This window comes from Streptomyces sp. NPDC031554 (assembly GCF_055580685.1).
Map to the genome: position 1 here is coordinate 109,387 of NZ_JBVIKX010000008.1, position 17,672 is coordinate 127,058.

Annotated in this window: 13 protein-coding genes, 1 tRNA gene and 1 riboswitch; of the genes, 12 read left to right on the forward strand and 2 right to left on the reverse strand. The window is 75.1% G+C overall.

Annotation, left to right across the window (positions count from 1 at the left end):
• Positions 1–89 precede the first annotated feature (89 nt).
• The 9 genes from ACZ5FU_RS21580 to ACZ5FU_RS21620 all read left to right on the forward strand — a co-directional run bounded on the left by ACZ5FU_RS21580 (position 90) and on the right by ACZ5FU_RS21620 (position 9,213).
• Positions 90–166, forward strand: a tRNA-Pro gene (locus tag ACZ5FU_RS21580).
• 585 nt (positions 167–751) lie between these two features.
• Positions 752–1,516, forward strand: a complete 765-nt coding sequence (locus ACZ5FU_RS21585; protein WP_451781203.1) for a class I SAM-dependent methyltransferase — start codon at positions 752–754, stop codon at positions 1,514–1,516.
• 237 nt (positions 1,517–1,753) lie between these two features.
• Complete coding sequence (locus tag ACZ5FU_RS21590) at positions 1,754–1,870, forward strand: putative leader peptide (protein ID WP_451529355.1); 117 nt, start codon at positions 1,754–1,756, stop codon at positions 1,868–1,870.
• 145 nt (positions 1,871–2,015) lie between these two features.
• A complete protein-coding gene (locus tag ACZ5FU_RS21595; RefSeq protein WP_451529356.1) occupies positions 2,016–2,912 on the forward strand; it encodes a glutathione S-transferase C-terminal domain-containing protein in 897 nt (298 codons plus the stop codon).
• A gap of 67 nt (positions 2,913–2,979) precedes the next feature.
• Positions 2,980–3,101: riboswitch (SAM riboswitch) on the forward strand.
• Positions 3,102–3,487: 386 nt separating this feature from the next.
• Positions 3,488–4,468 (forward strand): amino acid ABC transporter permease, encoded by a 981-nt coding sequence (locus ACZ5FU_RS21600; RefSeq protein WP_451781205.1) that lies wholly within the window; start codon positions 3,488–3,490, stop codon positions 4,466–4,468.
• Between the two features lie 170 nt (positions 4,469–4,638).
• Complete coding sequence (locus ACZ5FU_RS21605; RefSeq protein ID WP_451529388.1) at positions 4,639–5,403, forward strand: amino acid ABC transporter ATP-binding protein; 765 nt, start codon at positions 4,639–4,641, stop codon at positions 5,401–5,403.
• A gap of 133 nt (positions 5,404–5,536) precedes the next feature.
• Positions 5,537–6,562 carry a transporter substrate-binding domain-containing protein gene (locus ACZ5FU_RS21610; protein ID WP_451781207.1) on the forward strand — a complete coding sequence of 342 codons (1,026 nt, stop codon included), beginning with the start codon at positions 5,537–5,539 and terminating at the stop codon, positions 6,560–6,562.
• A gap of 54 nt (positions 6,563–6,616) precedes the next feature.
• Positions 6,617–7,816, forward strand: coding sequence for an LLM class flavin-dependent oxidoreductase (locus tag ACZ5FU_RS21615; protein WP_451529359.1), 1,200 nt, complete (start codon positions 6,617–6,619; stop codon positions 7,814–7,816).
• 20 nt (positions 7,817–7,836) lie between these two features.
• Complete coding sequence (locus tag ACZ5FU_RS21620; protein WP_469046245.1) at positions 7,837–9,213, forward strand: NtaA/DmoA family FMN-dependent monooxygenase; 1,377 nt, start codon at positions 7,837–7,839, stop codon at positions 9,211–9,213.
• Between the two features lie 144 nt (positions 9,214–9,357).
• On the opposite strand, the gene absR1 is transcribed toward ACZ5FU_RS21620, so the two are convergent.
• Positions 9,358–10,443, reverse strand: coding sequence for a beta-glucuronidase AbsR1 (absR1, locus tag ACZ5FU_RS21625; RefSeq protein ID WP_451529361.1), 1,086 nt, complete (start codon positions 10,441–10,443; stop codon positions 9,358–9,360).
• 71 nt (positions 10,444–10,514) lie between these two features.
• Between absR1 and ACZ5FU_RS21630 the strand changes: the two genes are divergently transcribed.
• The gene (locus ACZ5FU_RS21630; RefSeq protein ID WP_469046247.1) at positions 10,515–12,386 is read left to right on the forward strand and encodes a LuxR family transcriptional regulator AbsR2; all 1,872 of its coding nucleotides are present in this window, start codon (positions 10,515–10,517) and stop codon (positions 12,384–12,386) included.
• A 374-nt stretch (positions 12,387–12,760) separates the two neighbouring features.
• Here the strand turns inward: ACZ5FU_RS21630 and ACZ5FU_RS21635 are convergent, their stop codons facing one another.
• Entirely contained in the window at positions 12,761–15,364 is a 2,604-nt protein-coding gene (locus tag ACZ5FU_RS21635) for a CHAT domain-containing protein (RefSeq protein WP_468641587.1), read from the reverse strand.
• A gap of 225 nt (positions 15,365–15,589) precedes the next feature.
• On the opposite strand from ACZ5FU_RS21635, the gene ACZ5FU_RS21640 reads away from it, so the two are divergent.
• Both ACZ5FU_RS21640 and ACZ5FU_RS21645 read left to right on the forward strand, forming a co-directional pair.
• Positions 15,590–17,026: a S8 family peptidase gene (locus ACZ5FU_RS21640; protein ID WP_469046249.1), complete on the forward strand. Its 1,437-nt coding sequence runs from the start codon at positions 15,590–15,592 to the stop codon at positions 17,024–17,026.
• 70 nt (positions 17,027–17,096) lie between these two features.
• Positions 17,097–17,672 carry an RNA polymerase sigma factor gene (locus ACZ5FU_RS21645; protein WP_451529365.1) on the forward strand — a complete coding sequence of 192 codons (576 nt, stop codon included), beginning with the start codon at positions 17,097–17,099 and terminating at the stop codon, positions 17,670–17,672.

The following is a 17,672-nucleotide window of genomic DNA, read 5'->3' on the forward strand; positions in this document are numbered from 1 at the left end:
CGCGTCCCGTCCGGCCGCGACCGCGGCACCGGTACGCGTGCGGTAGTGTTTACCTGCGCGTTCCCACGGTTCACCGGCGCGGGACGCGGCGGGACGTGGCGCAGCTTGGTAGCGCACTTGACTGGGGGTCAAGGGGTCGCAGGTTCAAATCCTGTCGTCCCGACCAGCACGACGTGGTCGGAGGCCGTCTTCTCGGACGAGGGGGCGGCCTTTTCCGTACCCGGACCGGGTCCGGTCACGCGACGGATCTGAGCGCCACCGCACGCACGACCCCGACGCCGCACGCACGGCCGTGACACCGTACGACCTCGCCGCCGCACGGCCCCGGTGCCGCCGTACGGCCCCGACGCAGTACGACGGTGCCACCCGAGGCCCCGTCACCGCACGACCCCGTCACCGTGCGGCCTCGGGCGCCGCCCTCCCGCGACGGATGCCGCGTCACGACCGCCCCCGGGTACCCCCGCGGCATCACCTTCGCCTCCTCCGGCAGGACCGCGTCCCCCGGCCGGGTCCCGCCGGGTCCCGGCGGAACGCCTCCCGGGCCAGGGCGTCCGCCACCGGCACCGCCGCGTGGCGGGCGCGGTCCAGCGGTTCGCCGTCGTCCGCCAGGCGCAGGGTGGGCAGGACCCGCCGGACGCCGTCGGCCGTCCGGCGTTCGTGCGCGCGGTCGGCGGCCCGGGTCCGGCGGCGGCCGCCGTCGCGGGCGGCAAACCGTTGGACAGCCCCCGGACGCCGGACCATCGTGGGTCCCATGGATCAGCTGGATCAGCAGCAGCTCTGGGACGCCGACACCGCGAGCCGTTACGACACTCCCGGCACCGGCATGTTCGCCCCCGAGGTCCTCGGACCGACCGTCGACCGGCTGGCCGAACTCGCCTCTGGGGGAAGGGCGTTGGAGTTCGCGATCGGAACAGGACGGGTGGCGGTGCCGCTCGCCGCGCGCGGCGTGCCCGTCACCGGCGTGGAGCTGTCCCGCCCGATGATCGGGCAACTGCGCACCAAGGCCGACGAGTCGGCGATCCCGGTGGTCGTCGGAGACATGGCGACGACCCGCGCACCGGGGGAGTACGCGCTCGTCTACCTCGTCCACAACACGATCTCCAACCTCCTCACCCAGGCCGAGCAGGTCGCGTGCTTCCGCAACGCCGCCCGTCACCTGACACCCGGCGGGCGGTTCGTCGTCGAACTGTGGGTGCCCGAACTGCGCAGGCTCCCGCCGGGGCAGGAGGCGACCGTCTGGCACGCCGAACCCGGCTACATCGGTCTGGACACCTACGACGTCCTGCGCCAGCACGTCGTCTCCCACCACTTCCGGTTCGACGGGAGCGGCCGGCGGGCACGGCTGGACCGCAGCCCGCACCGCTACGTCTGGCCGGCCGAACTCGACCTCATGGCCCGGTTGGCCGGCTTCGTCCCGGAGTCGCGGCACGCGGACTGGACCGGCTCCGCGTTCACCGCCGAGTCCCGTTCCCACGTGTCGGTGTACCGGCTGCCGGACCCCACGGCCACGGAGTGAACGGCGGGGCGGCCCCGGCGCGTACCGCCGACGGGGGACCGGGCCGGACCCGGCGCGGTCCCTCTCCGCGGGCCCCTCCGCACCTCTCCCCGTGCCTGCTCCACGGCTGCTCCTCGTGACCTCTCCCCGCGACCCCTCTTCACCCCCCCCCGACCCATCTCGTGGACGCCCTCTTGACGGCGGCCGGGGGTGGCTCGACACTCGGAACCGGGAATCCTAGTGAAAAGGTAGGGAAACATGGGGTGTGAGTCGGCCGACGGCCGCACGAGCGGCACGGCGCCGTCGTCACCCCTTCTCACCTCCCGCCGCCACATCGACCTGCTGCGTGTCTGCAGCGCGATGCCCCAGGGCTGAACCGGCCCGTTCCCCGTGCGCCGCCCCCTCGGCGGTGTCCCCGCGGCACCGCCCTCCCGCGGCGTGCGCGGGACCCGGCCCGCGCCCTCCCGTCCCACGTCGCAGCCGCCGCGCGTCCCGCACGCGCCCGCCCCAGGGGAGAGTCATGTCCGTCACACCGCAGGCCGCCCACCCGTCCGCCCGGCCGGCCCCCGCCTTCCGGGGCCGCATCGGCCACGACGCGCGCAGCGGCCACTACGCCGTGCCGCGCCGCTACCGGCTCCACCTTTCCCCGGCCGACCCCGACGGCCTGCGCATCGCGGTCGTCCACGGCCTGCTCGGCCTGGACCGGGCCTGTCCCGTGACCCTCCTGCCCGCCGTCCCGGACTGTCCGGACGGCGGGCACGCGCACCTGCGTCCGCTGTACGACGCCAGCGCCCACCACTACACCGGCCCCGCCCTCGGACCGGTCCTCAGCGACGACTGGTCCGGGCGGATCGTCTCCACCCACGCCCCCGACATCACCCGCGACCTCGCCCGGCACTTCGGTGGTGGCGGCACCTCGCTGTACCCGTGCGGCCGGGAGTCGGAGATCGAGGCCGTCGAGCGGATGTGCGCCCTGGGCGTCGAGGACGCCGCACAGCGCGCCGGAGCGGCCGACGCCGGAGCGGCGGCGGGTACCGAGGCCCTCGACACGCTGCTCGGCACGCTCGGCGTCCTCGACCAGGGACTCGGCGCGCACCCCTACCTGCTGGGGGAACAGATCTGCGCGGCGGACGTCGAGTTGTGGGTGACGCTGGTCCAGCTCGACACCGTGCACCGTCATCACCTCGACGCGGACGCCGTGCGCCGCATCGCCGGCTTCACCGAACTGTGGTCCTACGCACGCCGGTTGACCGCCCACCCCGCCTTCGGCGGCCGGCTCGACCTCGACGGTGCCGGCCGCCGCCACCGGGCCCGCTGCCAAGGCCTGGAAGCCGCCGGATCGGCAGTCCAGATCCTGGACTGGACCGCCCACGCCACTCCCGCCCCGAGCGCGGAGGCGCAGGTGGAGCGGCCCTGAGTCGGTCCACCTGCCGGACCGGCGTTGACATTCGCCGGGGCGGCTGTCTTAACTTACGGACCAGAACGGTCATGAGCGTCAGCGACAAGCCCTGGCTTGCTGACCGGCAACCCTCGCTCGGCGGTGGGGTGCCCCAGGTGACGACCGGACCGGATGACGTTTCGGCAGACGTTTCGGTAAGCGCGAGGGCCCCACGGGGCCGGACAGTGACGGTGACGGCCATGAACGCAGCTCTTCGGACGGCTCCCCGCCGTCTCCGGGGCCGCGTACGGCCGTTCCCCGCGGTCCTCGTCGCCGACCGCGCCGTGGATCTCCTGCGCGTGAGCAGCGCACTGTGTACCGCACCGGGCCGTGCCCGCTGTCGGGGCTGAACCTCACCTTCGCCCCGCCCCGCGTTCCCGACGCACACCGCCCGAGCGGTGTGCCGTTGCCCGCCCCACCCCGGTTCCGCACACGTGTCCGCACGCCGTGCGCGCCGGCCCGGCCCCGAGCGGTCCCCACCGCCCCGCCGGGCCGGCGCGGCCGCGCACGCCCGCCGTGATCCGGGGTGCCCCGACTCCCGCCGGAGCCCCCTCATGAGTGAACCCCCAGGCGCCGTGGCCCTCGCCGAGGCGCCGTCCGCCGACCTCCCGCCGCAGCCGCGGCTCACCGCGCAGCGCGTCCAGCCGCTGCGCCGGCCCGGACGCTGGATCGCCACCGCGGTCGTGCTGGTCCTGGCCGCCCAGTTCGTCCACGGGCTGGTCACGAACCCCTTCTACCAGTGGGACCGCTTCGGCTACTGGTTCCTGCGCCCGACGATCCTCGACGGACTGCTGGTCACCCTCGAAGTGACGGCCTGGAGCGCGGTGCTGGGCCTCCTCGGCGGCATCCTGCTCGCCCTGGCCCGGCTCTCCCGGAGCCCGGTGCTGCGCGCCGCGAGCTGGACCTACGTCTGGGCGCTGCGCTCCGTCCCGCTGATCGTCGTGCTGCTGTTCCTCTACAACTTCAGCGCCCTGTACGAGACGTTGAGCGTCGGCGTCCCCTTCGGACCCGCCTTCTTCACCTTCGACGAGTCCCGGCTCGCCACCGACATGGCCATCGCCGTGATCGGTCTCAGCCTCAACGAGGCGGCCTACGCCGCCGAGGTGGTCCGCGGCGGCATCCTCTCCGTCGACCAGGGCCAGCACGAGGCGGCGTCCGCGCTGGGCCTGCCCCAGGGCTACCGCTTCCGGCGGATCGTCTTCCCGCAGGCCCTGCGGTCGATCACGCCCGCCTACGTCAACCAGCTGATCGGCCTGATCAAGAGCACCTCGCTGGTCTTCTACGTGTCGCTGCTCGACCTGTTCGGCACCGCCCAGTCGATGGGCTCCACCTACCCCGGCGACATCGTGCCCCTGCTGCTGGTCGTCACCGTCTGGTACCTGATCCTCACGAGCCTCGTGTCCGTGATCCAGTTCTACGTCGAGCGGTACTACGCCCGGGGCGCCGTGCGCTCCCTGCCGCCGACCCCGTCGCAGAGACTGCGCACCGGCCTGCGGGACCTGCGGGAGCGTGCGCGCAGGGAGGCCGCCGTATGACCGCCGAGACCACCGGGACCGTCACGGCCGGCAGGGCCGTCGGGACCGCCGCGGACGCGAAGACCGACGGGGCCGTCGGGAGCGCCGCGGACGTGAAGACCGACGGAGTCGCCGGGACCGCCGCGGACGCGAAGACCGACGGAGTCGCCGGGACCGCCGTGCCGGCCGACGTGCGGCCCGCCGCCGTGCAGGTGCACGGCGTGCACAAGTGGTACGGCGCCCACCGGGTGCTGGACGGCGTCGACCTGACCGTGCGGCCCGGCGAGGTGACCGTCGTCCTCGGCCCGTCCGGTTCCGGCAAGTCCACCCTGCTGCGGGTCATCAACCACCTGGAGAAGCCCGAGATCGGCCACGTCAGCGTCAACGGCGAGCCGATCGGCGTCCGCCGGCACGGCGACCGGCTGCGCGAGCTGAGCGAACGGGCCATCCTCGCCCAGCGCAGCCGCATCGGGTTCGTCTTCCAGAACTTCAACCTCTTCCCGCACCTCACCGTGGCCGACAACGTCGCCGCCGCCCCCGTGGCGACCGGCAGGCTCGGCAGGACCGAGGCCCGGGAACTGGCCCGCGAACTCCTCGGCCGGGTCGGCCTCGCCGACAAGGCGTCCGCCTACCCCCGACAGCTGTCCGGCGGCCAGCAGCAGCGCGTCGCCATCGCCCGCGCCCTCGCCCTGCGTCCCGGCGTCATCCTCTTCGACGAGCCCACCTCCGCCCTCGACCCCGAACTCGTCGGCGAAGTACTCGCCGTGATCAAGGACTTGGCGACCAGCGGCACCACCCTCGTCATCGTCACCCACGAGATCGGCTTCGCCCGCGAGGTCGCCGACCGGGTCGTCTTCATCGACGGCGGAAGGATCGTCGAACAGGGCCCGCCCGCCGAGGTCCTCGACCGGCCGCGCCACGAACGCACCCGCGACTTCCTCGGCAAGGTGCTCTGACACCCCCCGCTCCACGACTCCCGGCCCGGCGGAACGACTTCCCCCGCAGCCCCACGGCTCCCCCCACGGCACCCCTCTTCCGGCGACAAGCCACAAGCCACAAGCCACAAGCGACAAGTGACAAAGGAAGCCCATGTCTCTCCACATCACCCGACGCAGCCTGATACGCGGCATCACCGCGGCGACCGCCGTCGCCACCCTGGCCACCGGGCTCGCCGCCTGCGGTGGTGACAGCGACGCCGCCACCACGACCGACGCCGCCGCCTCGGGGAGCGTGACCGTCGGCCGGGTCTCCAACGGCGCCGCGAAGGAGACCACCCTCAAGGTGTCCGAGGTGAAGTCGATCAGCGCCCTGCTGCCCGAGTCGGTGCGCGAGAGCGGCCGACTCGTGATCGGCAGCGGCACCCTGCCGTCCGGTTCCGCGCCGCTGGGCTACGTGGGCGGCGACCAGAAGACCCTCACCGGGTCCGAGCCCGACCTCGGCCGCCTGATCGCCGCGGTCCTCGGCCTCGAACCCGAGATCAAGCGGTTCACCTGGGAGAACCTCTTCGTCGGCATCGACAGCGGCAAGGTCGACGTGGCCCTCACGAACGTCACCGTCACCGAGGAGCGCAAGCGCAAGTACGAGTTCGCCTCCTACCGCAAGGACGACCTGGCCCTGGAGGCACCGAAGTCGAGCACGTGGACGTTCGACGGCGACCACGAGGTGCTGGCCGGCAAGACCGTCTCGGTCGGCGCGGGCACCAACCAGGAGCGGATCCTGCTGGCCTGGAAGAAGAAGCTGGAGAGCGAGGGCAAGCAGCTCACCGTCAAGTACTTCCAGGACACCAACAGCACCTACCTGGCGCTGAACAGCGGCAAGATCGACGCCTACTTCGGCCCGAACCCCAGCCTCTCCTACCACGTCACCCAGTCGGCCGGCACGCCCGGCCCGACCCGGATCGCGGGCCGGTTCTCCGGTGCCGGGGAGAGCCTCCAGGGCCTGATCGCGGCGACCGCCAAGAAGGGCAGCGGCCTCGCCGAGCCCCTGGCCGCCGCCGTCAACCACCTGATCGACAACGGCCAGTACGCCAAGTGGCTCGCCGCCTGGAACCTCTCCGACGAGGCCGTCGCCACGTCCGAGATCGACCCGCCCGGCCTGCCGCTGACCGACTCCTGACCCCGCCCCCCGGCCCCGGCGCCCACCCGTACGGATCTCCAGGAAGGCACTCCCGTGTCCCCGACGTCCCCCGCCCCCCTGCATCTCGCCGTCGCCCTCGACGGCACCGGCTGGCACCCCGCGTCCTGGCGCGAGCCGGTCTCCCGCCCCCGCGACCTGTTCACCGCCGGCTACTGGGCCGACCAGGTCGCGGAGGCCGAGCGCGGCCTGCTCGACTTCGTCACCATCGAGGACGGTCTCGGGCTGCAGTCCTCCCACTTCCTCGACCCGGACGAGCGCACCGACCAGGTCCGCGGCCGGCTCGACGCCGTCCTGATCGCCTCCCGGATCGCCCCGCTGACGCGCCACATCGGCCTGGTCCCGACGGTGGTGGCCACCCACACGGAGCCGTTCCACATCTCCAAGGCCGTCGCCACCCTCGACCACGTCAGCGCCGGCCGCGCGGGCCTGCGCGTCCGGATCAGCGCCCGCCCCGCCGAGGCCGCCCACTTCGGCCGCCGCACCGTTCCCCGCATCGAGGCCTACGACGACCCGGCCGCCCGGGAGGTGGTGGCCGACCTCTTCGACGAGGCGGGCGACCACGTCGAGGTCGTGCGCCGCCTCTGGGACAGCTGGGAGGACGACGCGGAGATCCGGGACGTCGCCACCGGCCGCTTCATCGACCGGGACAAGCTGCACCACATCGACTTCGAGGGCCGCCACTTCAGCGTCAAGGGCCCCTCCATCACGCCCCGCCCGCCGCAGGGCCAGCCCCCGGTCACCGCCCTCGCCCACGACACCGTCCCCTACCGCCTGGTCGCCCGCGCCGCCGACGTCGGCTACACCACCCCGCACGACACGGCACAGGCCCGCGCGATCCTCGCCGAGATCCGCGCCGAGCAGGAGGCGGCGGGCCGCGCCGGCGAACGGCTGCACGTCTTCGCCGACCTGCTGGTCTTCCTCGACGACGACCCGGCCGAGGCCGCCGCCCGCCGCGACCGCCTCGACCGCCTGGCCGGCGAGGAGTACACCGGCGACGCCCGGATCTTCACCGGCACCCCCGCCCAACTCGCCGACCTGCTGGAGGACTTCCGGGCGACGGGCCTGACCGGGTTCCGGCTGCGCCCCGCCGTCACGGGCCACGACCTGCCGGCGATCACCCGCGGCCTCGTCCCCGAACTCCAGCGCCGCGACGCCTTCCGTCGCGCCTACGAGGCCGACACCCTGCGCGGGCTGCTCGGCCTGCACCGCCCCGCCAACCGCTACGCCGCCTGAGCCGGAGGGGACCCCCCGACATGAGCAAGCCCCAGAAGCAGATCCACCTCGCCGCGCACTTCCCCGGCGTCAACAACACCACCGTGTGGAGCGACCCGCGGGCCGGCAGCCACATCGACTTCAGCTCCTTCGTCCACTTCGCGAAGACCGCCGAACGCGCCAAGTTCGACTTCCTGTTCCTCGCCGAGGGGCTCCGGCTGCGCGAACAGGGCGGCCACATCTACGACCTGGACGTCGTCGGCCGCCCCGACACCTTCACCGTCCTCGCCGCCCTCGCCGCCGTCACCGACCGCCTCGGACTGACCGGCACCATCAACTCCACCTTCAACGAGCCCTACGAGGTGGCCCGCCAGTTCGCCAGCCTCGACCACCTCTCCGACGGCCGCTCCGCGTGGAACGTCGTCACCTCCTGGGACGCCTTCACCGGCGAGAACTTCCGGCGCGGCGGCTTCCTCCCGCAGGACGAGCGCTACTCCCGCGCCCGGGAGTTCCTCGCCACGGCGAACGAACTCTTCGACTCCTGGCGGGGCGACGAGATCGTCGCCGACCAGGCCACCGGCACCTTCCTCGCCGACGCCGAGGCCGGCGCCTTCGTCCACGAGGGCCGGCACTTCGACATCCACGGCCGTTTCGACGTCCCGCGCAGTCCCCAGGGCCGCCCGGTGATCTTCCAGGCGGGCGACTCCGACGAGGGCCGCGAGTTCGCCGCCTCCAGCGCGGACGCCATCTTCAGCCGGTACGCCGCCCTCGACACCGGCCAGGCCTTCTACCGGGACGTGAAGTCCCGCCTCGCCAAGTACGGCCGCCGCCCCGACGAACTGCTCATCCTGCCGGCCGCCAGCTTCGTCCTGGGCGACACCGACGCCGAGGCCGAGGAGATCGCCCACGAGGTCCGCCGGCAGCAGGTCAGCGGCGCCACCGCCCTCAAGCACCTGGAGTTCGTCTGGAACCGGGACCTGTCCGGCTACGACCCCGACGGGCCCCTCCCCGACATCGACCCCGACCCCGGCGAACACCACATCGCCCGCGGCCGCGCCCAGGTCCGCATGTACCGCGACCCGTCGGCCGTCGCCCGCGAGTGGCGCGAGCTGGCCGCCGCGAACGGCTGGTCCATCCGGGACCTGGTCATCGAGACCGGCAACCGGCAGAACTTCGTCGGCTCCCCGGCCACCGTCGCCCGGACCATCGACGAGTACGTCCAGGCGGACGCCTCCGACGGCTTCATCCTGGTCCCGTACATCACGCCCGGCGGCCTCGACGAGTTCGCGGACAAGGTCGTCCCCCTCCTGCAGGAACGGGGCGTCTTCCGCACCGAGTACGAGGGCACCACCCTGCGCGACCACCTCGGCCTCGCCCACCCCGACGACCGCGGTGCGGCCCGGCGGGCGGCCTCCTGAGGCTCCCCCGGCCCCCCGCCGGGCCGCGGGGTCGCGCCGGGTGCGGCCGGCGCCCGTCTCCCTCCCCCGAAGGTGACGGACGCCGGCCCTTTCCCCCGGCGCCGGAACGCGGTCCCCCTGGCGCGCACGGCGCCCCCTGCGCCGTCACCAGCACATGACGGCGGTCTCTCCCGCGCCCCAGCCGCAGTACAGCCGGACCCGGACGAAGTAGCGGCGGCCCTTGACGAGCCGGGCCCTGACGGCGGCGTTGTCCGGGGTGCCCCCGTCGTCCCGCCCGGCCAGGAAGCGGGGTTCGCCCTCCCGCTCCTCGAAGACCACCACGACCGCGTCACCGTCCCCGAAGGTGCCGACGGCGTACTCGCGGGTCTCCGGCGGCTCGATCGTGAAGTCGGCCTGCTCACCGGCCGCCAGCGACAGCGGCACCGAACGGAACGGCACCAGCGCGGGCGGCCGCGGCACGGCCCGCGGCGGGTACCAGCGGAGCACGAACTCCTTGTCCATCGGCGACAGCGCACCCGGCGGGTGCACGCCCCCGCGGAACTGCTCCGGCTCCAGGATCAGCCCCGCCGGGAACGGGTACTCCATCACGGACTGCGGGTCCCACACCGAGCCGTTGACCTCGGCCGGTTCCAGCTTGCGCAGGACGTTGAAGTAGGTGCGGTCCCGGCTCCAGTGGTTCGGCGGGCCCGCCAGATCGGCGTACACGGCCTCGTCGTCCCAGTGGATGCCGGCGAACGGGCTCTGGTGCTCGTGCTGCATGCCGAGCGCGTGCCCGATCTCGTGCAGGGCCGTCCCGTGCTCCCCGGGCGCGGTCAGGTCCCAGCCGAAGTTCATGGTGCGCTCGTTCAGGCCCGCCCGCAGCGCGTCCCGGCCCACCGCGGACCAGGAGCCGTCGCCCTGCTGGAACCCGATGCGCAGCTCCGCCTCCGAGCGGTCCTCGACCTCGGTGAACGACACCCCGATGCCCAGGTCCGCCCACTCGCGGAAGGCGCCGCGCACCACGTCCCGCTGGGCCTCGTCCCCGGCCCACGACACCCACCGGGTCCCCCCGGAACCCGGCACCGCGATGACCGACCCGTCACCGTCGTCGCCGAGGAAGCAGTAGTGCAGCACGGTGCCGTTGACCCACATCCGGCGTCCGCTCATCAGCGCGCCGAGCCGCTCGGCGGCCAGCCCCGGGGCGTACGCGGGGGCCGGCTGCTGCGTGAGCGAGCAGTAACGGGCGGTCATGGGTACCAGACTGCCCCGGACCGTCGTCCGGGGCCTGAGTCGGGGCCTACTCAAGTCGCCCTGTATCAGGGATGAGTAGGCGGACTCCTGTAGGTGTGACGACCTCCGTACATGACACAAGGACCCTTCGGCCGCTCTCCTCGCCGCCGTGGCCGTTCACCGGTCGCGAGGACGAACTGGAGCTGCTGCGCGATGCGTCGGGCGCCGGACGGCCGGGCGCGGTGGTGACCGGACCGCCCGGCGTCGGCCGCAGCCGGCTGGCCGCGGAGGCGGTGCGCGGCACCGGGTACGTGCGGGTGGCGGGCACGCCGGAGACCCGCGGCACGCCCTTCGCCGCCTTCGCCCACCTCCTGCCCGAGGGCGTCACCCTGCACCGCGCGGTCCACCTGCTGTCCGGTGTGCGGCTGCTGCTCGTCGACGACGCCCACCTGCTCGACGACGACTCCGCCGCCGTCGTCCACCAGCTGGCCGTGCGGGGCCGCACCCGGCTGCTGGTCCTCGCCGCGGACGGCGCGCCGGCGCCGGACGCCGTGGTCCGCCTCCGGTCGGGCGACCTCCTGCCGCGGTTGGCCCTGGAGCCCCTGCCCCGTGAGGACGTCGCCCGGCTGCTGGCCGCCGTGACCGGGGCCTGCCCGGAGCCGCTCACCGTCAACCGGCTGCACCGGCTGGCCGGGGGCGACCTCGGTCTGCTGCGCGACCTGCTGGACGCGCTGCGGGGCCGGGAGCCGCTCGGCCGGGGCGTGGACGGGACGGGAGCGGACGGCCGGGAGTGGAGGTGGCGGGGGCCGGTCCCGGTGACGCCCGCCCTGCGCGAGCGGGCCGCCGCCGTGCTCGGCCGGTCCCGCCCCGAGGAGCGGGAGGTCCTCGACCGGCTCGCCTTCGCGGAGCCGCTGCCGGTGGCCGCGACGGCGGAAGGGCTCGACCTGGACGTCCTCGAACGGCTGGAGGCCGACGGACTGGTCCGGGCCGACGACGACGCGACGGTCCGGCTCGCCCGTCCGCTGCACGGTCCGCTGCTGCGGGCGGCCGCGGGACGGCTGCGGGCCCGGCGGCTGACGGCGGACCGGCCGCCGTACGGGGCGGCGCTGGAGGCGGAGGCCGCGGAGCTGCTGCGGCGGATCGACACGGCGGACGTGCGGTCGGGGGTGGCGCCGGTGGGGGACTGGCTGGTGGAGGAGGGGGAACCGGTCCCGGCCGGGTACGCGGCCGTGCGGGCGCGGTTCGCCCGGCTGCGGGGGGAACTGCGGGAGGCGGTGGCCTGGGCGCGCGAGGGGCTGGCGGGAGCGCCGGAGGACGCGGGGTGCCTGTCCGAGCTGGACCGCGCGGCCGAGGGGCTGGGGGAGGAGCCCGCCCCCGCCGCCCCTTCCCGGCCCGCCCCCGGCGACCGTCGCCCCCGGACCCCCGCCCCCGGCCCCGGCTCACCGGACCGGACGGGCGAGCGGGGGGCGCCGTCCGGTACGCCGCACCGGACGGGCGTCGACGACGCCGTACGGCAGGCCGCTCCCGCGGGCGGTGTCTTCGCGCGGCACGCCGACGCCCTGGCCCGCGGGGACGGCCCCGCGCTCGACGGGGTCGCCGCCGAGCTGGCGGAGCGGGGGTTCCTGCTGTTCGCCGCCGAGGCGCACGCACGGGCCGCGCGGCTGCACCGGGACCCGCGCGCGGCCCGCACCGCCCGCACCCGCGCCCTCGCCCTGGCCCGCCGGTGCCAGGGCGCCCGCACCCCCGCCCTGGCGGGACTGGTGCTGGGCGAACTCACCGCCCGGCAGCGCCAGATCGTCACACTCGCGGCGGCCGGCCTCAGCAACCGGCAGATCGCCGAGCGGCTGACCCTGTCCGTCCGCACCGTCGGCAACCACCTGTACGGCGCGTACACCCGCCTCGGCGCGAGCGACCGCACGGCACTGCCCTGCCTGGTGGACCTCCCGGACACCCGCACGGCCTGACCCGCCGGGCGGCGGAGGCGGCCGTCCGCCGCGTCAGGGCGTTCACACGGCTCGGGAGGGCTGCCGTTGCCCGGCGGGGTCGCGGGGCCGGGCCGGGCGGCGGGACCCCGGGGTGCCGCCGTGGCCGGTGGGTCTGCCGGCTCCCGAACCTCCGAACTCCGAACCCCCGGGTACCGGCACGGCCTGCCCCGTCGGGCGGCGGGCGGCCGCATCCGGTGGGCGGTGGGCGGTGGGCGGTGGTCCGCGGGCCGCGGGCCGTCACGTCCGCCGGGACGGGGGTCTTCACGTCCATCGGGACGCGGGCCGTCACGTCCGTCGGGCCGTGAGGGTGCCCGTCGCCCGTCGCCCGTCGCCCGTCGGCGGGCGGCGGGCGGTCACGCGGCGCCGAAGGCGGTGAACGCCCACCCCGTCGCCTGGTGCAGCGCGTCCCCCGGCAGGGCGGCGCGGGCGTCGCGCAGCGCCTCCGCCAGGGACAGGCCGGCGCTGACCCCCTTGTGCAGGGCCAGCATCAGCGCGACCACCGCCTCGTCGTTGACCGGTGCGCTGCTCGCCACCACCCCGGCCGTGCCGAGCGGCAGCAACGCCGTGACCAGGCCGAGGAGTTCGTCGGCGCCCACCGAGGCGAGGCGGGCGGTGTCGCAGCTGGAGAGGATGATCCGGTACGGGCTGCGGGCCAGGCGCTCGAAGTCGTGCACGATCAGCGGGCCGTCGGCCATGCGCAGGGACGAGAACATGGGGCTGTCCGCCCGGAAGGTGCCGTGGGCGGCGATGTGCGCCAGCGCCGCCCCGTCCAGCTCCTCCAGCACCCGCGGCACCCGCGCGTCCGCGTGCTCCAGCACCGTCGGCCTGCCGTACCGGCCCGCCACCTCCGGCACCTCGGCGCCCCCGGACGCCAGGCCCGGCCCCCGCACCAGCACGTGCCGCCCGCCCGGCACGGAGGCGGTCTCCCGGGCCCGCAACCAGCTGCCCGCCGACGGCGACACGCTGAGCACCCGCTCCCGCAGGGCCGGCAGCAGCGCCCACGGCACCTGGTGCAGCCGGGCCGGGGGCACGATCACGACCGGGCCGGACCCCAGCCGCGCGGCCGCCTCGCCCAGCAGCAGGCTCTCCAGCCGTCGCCCGGCCGCCTCCACCACCGGCAGCCGCGCGTCCGCGCCGGGGTGCGCCAGCCGCCGCAGCCCGGCCTGCACGTGCTCGGCCTCCCGCTCCGCCTCGGCCACCGGCCCGCCCGCGAACCTGCGCACCCGCCCGCCCCCGCACAGCAGCACCTGCACCCGCCCGTCCAGCACGGCGAGCTCCACCAGCCGCGTGTCGCCGAGCCGTTCCAGCAGCCGGCCCGCGTCGAACCGGTCGCCGTCCCCGGGGGACTCGCCCCGGATGTGCAGGGTGCGGGAGCGGATCTCCCGCTCCAGGCGGCGCTGCTCGCGCTCCAGCGTCGGCACCGGACGACCGTCCATCCGCGCGCCCTCCGCACGGGCGGCGATCTCGCGGTAGGCGGTCAGCCCGCTGAGCAGCGCAGGATCGGCGGGCGGCCGGGTGGGCGGCGCCGACAGGACGGTGGCCCGCCAGCGCTCGCTCCACACCAGCAGCCGTCGCGGGCCGCCCCGTTCCAGGCTCACCTGCTGGGCGAGCGCGGCGAGTTCGGCTCCCTGGGCGGTGGCGCGGGCCCGCAGTTCGGAGGCGCCCAGCGTGGTGCGGTGGTCGTCGAGGACGTCGAGGCCGCGTCGGCAGGCCTCCAGGACGCCCCGCTGCGAACCGGTGGCCCGCGCCCACAGCGCCCGCGCCGCCCAGCCCGTCATCCGCGCGAGCGGCGGCCCGCTGCGCCGGCTGCGCGCGGCGACCGCCAGATGGCGTTCGGCGTCCTCGGTCCAGTGCAGGTCCAGCGCGATCCGGCCCGCCAGCAGCCAGCCCTCCGGCGCGGCGGGCGCCCCGAAGGACGACAGCCGTTCCGCCACCCGCACCGCGTCGGCGACCAGCCGCCCCGAACTCCGCCCGGTCGCCAACCGCGCCTCGATCAGGACGAGTCGGGCGTGCGCCTCCCACCAGGTGCGGCGCTGTCCGGCGAACAGCCGCACGGCCAGCGCCGCCCGCGCCGTCGCCGTGCCCGGATCGCCCGCCAGCCGGGCCGCCTTCGCCGCGGCCAGCAGCAGTTCCGCCTTGCGGGTGGACTGCCCGCCGATCCCGTCGAGGACCGTGATCGCCGCGTCCGCCTCGGCCAGCGCCTCGGGCGCGAGACCGGCCGCCATCAGCACCTCGCAGCGCCGGATGTCGAGCATGAAGGTGGGCGTGCCCAGCTTGGCGTACCGCTCCTCGGCCTCGTCCAGCAGCCGCAGCGCCGCCGGGACGTCCCCCGAGCGGAACGCGGCCAGACCCCTGCTCTCCACCGCGTCGGCCTTGTCGTGCTCCTGGCCGGTGGTGTCCCACAGCGTCTCGGCCGCCGTGAAGTCGGCGTCCGCCCGGTCCACCGCGCCGAGCGCCAGGTGCACGGTGGCGCGCAGGGTGAGGGCGCGCGCCGTCCAGATGACGTCGTCCGCCTGCCGCAGCACGCTGATCGCCCGGCGCAGGTCGTCCAGCGCCTCGCGGTGATGGCCCAGCACCCACCAGGAGTACGCCCGCCGGTACCGCACGCGCGCGCGGGTGTGCCCCGTACCGCGCTCGATGCCCCGCTCGAACGCCGCCAGGCCCTGCCGGGTGCGGCCCGCGTGGACCAGGGCCACGCCGAGGGTGGCCAGGACGTCGGCCTCCCGCTCCGCGGAGTCGGCGCGCGCCGCCAGCGCGCGGGCGCGCCGCAGGTGGTCCAGGGCGAGGCGCAGGTCGCCCCAGTCCCGCTGCCAGATGCCGATCACCTGGTGGGCGACCGAGGCGTGCAGGGGCGGGGGATCGGCGTGGAGTACTGCCTCCGCCCGTGCCAGCGCGTCGTTGGGGGCGGCGAACACCAGGGGCAGCAGTTCGAGCACCGCGTCGTTTCCCGCTGTCACCCCACGGATGGTAGTGCTCCGTCCGCACGCCCCACAGGGCTGAGGTCGTTTCGGACCGTACCGACGGGACATCACGTCGACGCGCCCGCCCGGACCGCCCGGAGGCGTACGCCCGGGGCGCGTGGCCGCAACCGCGCCCCTCCCCTCTGTCGTCGCACCACCTGTATCAGACAGGGGTTCCGGGGGTCTGATAGACGACCACCGGGTTCATGGGGAGGACGGGCGATGGCACCACAGAGATTCCACGAGCAGTTCGGACAGATCCAGCGGGCCCTGCCGGACGTGCCGTTGGCGATGGGCCCGGACGACTCCGCCGAGTTCATCTACGAGAAGGGCGTCGTCCTCGCGCGCGACGGCGAGGAGGCCCGGGTTGTCGAGGACGCCGTCCGCACCCACTTCACCGCGGCCCCCGACCTCACCCCCGACCACGTGCGCCGGGCCGGACCGCAGGCCAACCGCTCCGGCATCACCCGCATCCAGGTCGCCGACCCCGGCCAGGGCGTGCCCGGCACCGACCGCGCCGTCGCGGGCGCCCTGCGCGCCCTGAGGGGCACCGAGGACCGGGTGGGCCGCCGGCTGGTCAGCCGCAACCACGTGGTGTCCATCGCGGTCAACGCCTGCCCGGGCGACGAGCCGGTGCCCGTCGCCCGCGACGCCGCGCCCAACCCGGCCGCGGCCGACGGCGCCCACGACCCGGCCGGCGCCGTCGGCGTGCTCGTCGTCGACACCGGCCTGATGCACGACCACCGCTCCTACCCCCTCCTCGCCCACACCGGGGGCGACGCGCAGATCCGGGAGACCGACGACGACGGCGTGCTCCAGCAGTACGTGGGCCACGGCACGTTCATCGCCGGGCTCGTCGCGGCCGTCGCCCCCAACACCGACATCACCGTGCGCAACACCCTCAACGACGCCGGCGCGATCCTCGAGTACGACTTCGGCGACAGACTGTTCGAGGCCGTCGAGCAGGGCGGCTGGCCCGACATCCTCAGCCTCTCCGCCGGCACCTCCAACGGCCGCGTCGACGGCCTGCTCGGCGTGGCCGCCTTCATGGAGGAACTGCGTTCGCAGCGGACCCTGTTGGTGGCCGCCGCGGGCAACAACGCCAGCGCCACGCCCTTCTGGCCCGCCGCCTACGCCGCCCTGCCCGAGTACGCGGACGCGGTGCTGTCGGTCGGCGCGCTGCGCGGCGACGGGGAGTTCGGCGCCTGCTTCAGCAACCACGGCCCCTGGGTACGGGTCTACGCCCCCGGCGAGCGCCTCACCAGCGCCCTCACCGGCTTCGGCAGCCCCGTCCCGTACGTGTACCAGCACTCCACCTACGACGACTGCCGCTACGGCTTCACCTACGCCTGCACCTGCCGGTCGCCGCACCACACCGGGGTGTTGAGCGAGGAGCGGGCGGCCGGCGCGGGCAAGCCCGACCAGGTCATGTTCGAGGGACTGGCCTCCTGGAGCGGCACGTCCTTCGCGACGCCCGTCGTCGCCGGACTCGTCGCCACGCACATGACGGCCGCGGGCCTGACCGATCCGCGCGCCGCCGCCCGCGAACTGCTCGCCGCCCGGGCCGAGTCGGCCGAGGTGCGCGGCGCCCATGTGCCGGCGCTGCTGCCCGCCACCTGGACACCGGTGCCCGTCGGGCTGCCGGCCGTCCCGGCGTGAGGGCGTCATGAGGTCCGGGTCCGGCTCCGTCACGGCGTACGATGACGTGCCGTACACAAGGGGTGGGACCGTGGACCGTAGTGAAGTCGGCGCGCTCGTCCGGTCCGCCGTCGACGGCGACACGGCGGCCTGGAAGGCGATCGTGGAGGGGCTGAGCCCCCTGGTGTGGTCCGTCGTGCGCGCGCACCGGCTCTCCGAGGCCGACGGGCACGAGGTGTACCAGACCGTGTGGTTCCGGTTCGCCCAGAACCTCGGGCGGATCCGCGAACCCGACAAGGCCGGTTCCTGGCTGGCGAGCACCGCGCGCAACGAGTGCCTGAAAGTGATCAAGAGCCTGCGCCGGCTCACCCCGACGGACGATCCCCAGCTGCTCGACCGGGTCAGCGAGGACCGTACGCCGGAACAGTCGGTGCTGGACTCGGAGGAGGCGGCCGCGCAGAGCGAGCGCGTCCGCCACCTCTGGCAGGAGTTCGAGGCGCTCGGCGAGCGCTGCCGGCAGTTGCTGCGGGTGCTGATCGCCTCACCGCCGCCCAGTTACCAGGAGGTCTCGGCCGCCCTGGGCATCGCCGTGGGCAGCATCGGACCGATGCGCCAGCGGTGCCTGCGCCGCCTGCGGGCCCGACTCGACGCACGGGGAGCCTTGTGA

Coding starts and splice junctions, on each gene's coding strand:
- ACZ5FU_RS21595 (WP_451529356.1), top strand. CDS start 2,016: ATGTCCGTCACACCGCAGGCCGCCCACCCGTCCGCCCGGCCGGCCCCC.
- absR1 (WP_451529361.1), bottom strand. CDS start 10,443: ATGACCGCCCGTTACTGCTCGCTCACGCAGCAGCCGGCCCCCGCGTAC.
- ACZ5FU_RS21630 (WP_469046247.1), top strand. CDS start 10,515: ATGAGTAGGCGGACTCCTGTAGGTGTGACGACCTCCGTACATGACACA.
- ACZ5FU_RS21600 (WP_451781205.1), top strand. CDS start 3,488: ATGAGTGAACCCCCAGGCGCCGTGGCCCTCGCCGAGGCGCCGTCCGCC.
- ACZ5FU_RS21610 (WP_451781207.1), top strand. CDS start 5,537: ATGTCTCTCCACATCACCCGACGCAGCCTGATACGCGGCATCACCGCG.
- ACZ5FU_RS21590 (WP_451529355.1), top strand. CDS start 1,754: ATGGGGTGTGAGTCGGCCGACGGCCGCACGAGCGGCACGGCGCCGTCG.
- ACZ5FU_RS21640 (WP_469046249.1), top strand. CDS start 15,590: ATGGCACCACAGAGATTCCACGAGCAGTTCGGACAGATCCAGCGGGCC.
- ACZ5FU_RS21585 (WP_451781203.1), top strand. CDS start 752: ATGGATCAGCTGGATCAGCAGCAGCTCTGGGACGCCGACACCGCGAGC.
- ACZ5FU_RS21620 (WP_469046245.1), top strand. CDS start 7,837: ATGAGCAAGCCCCAGAAGCAGATCCACCTCGCCGCGCACTTCCCCGGC.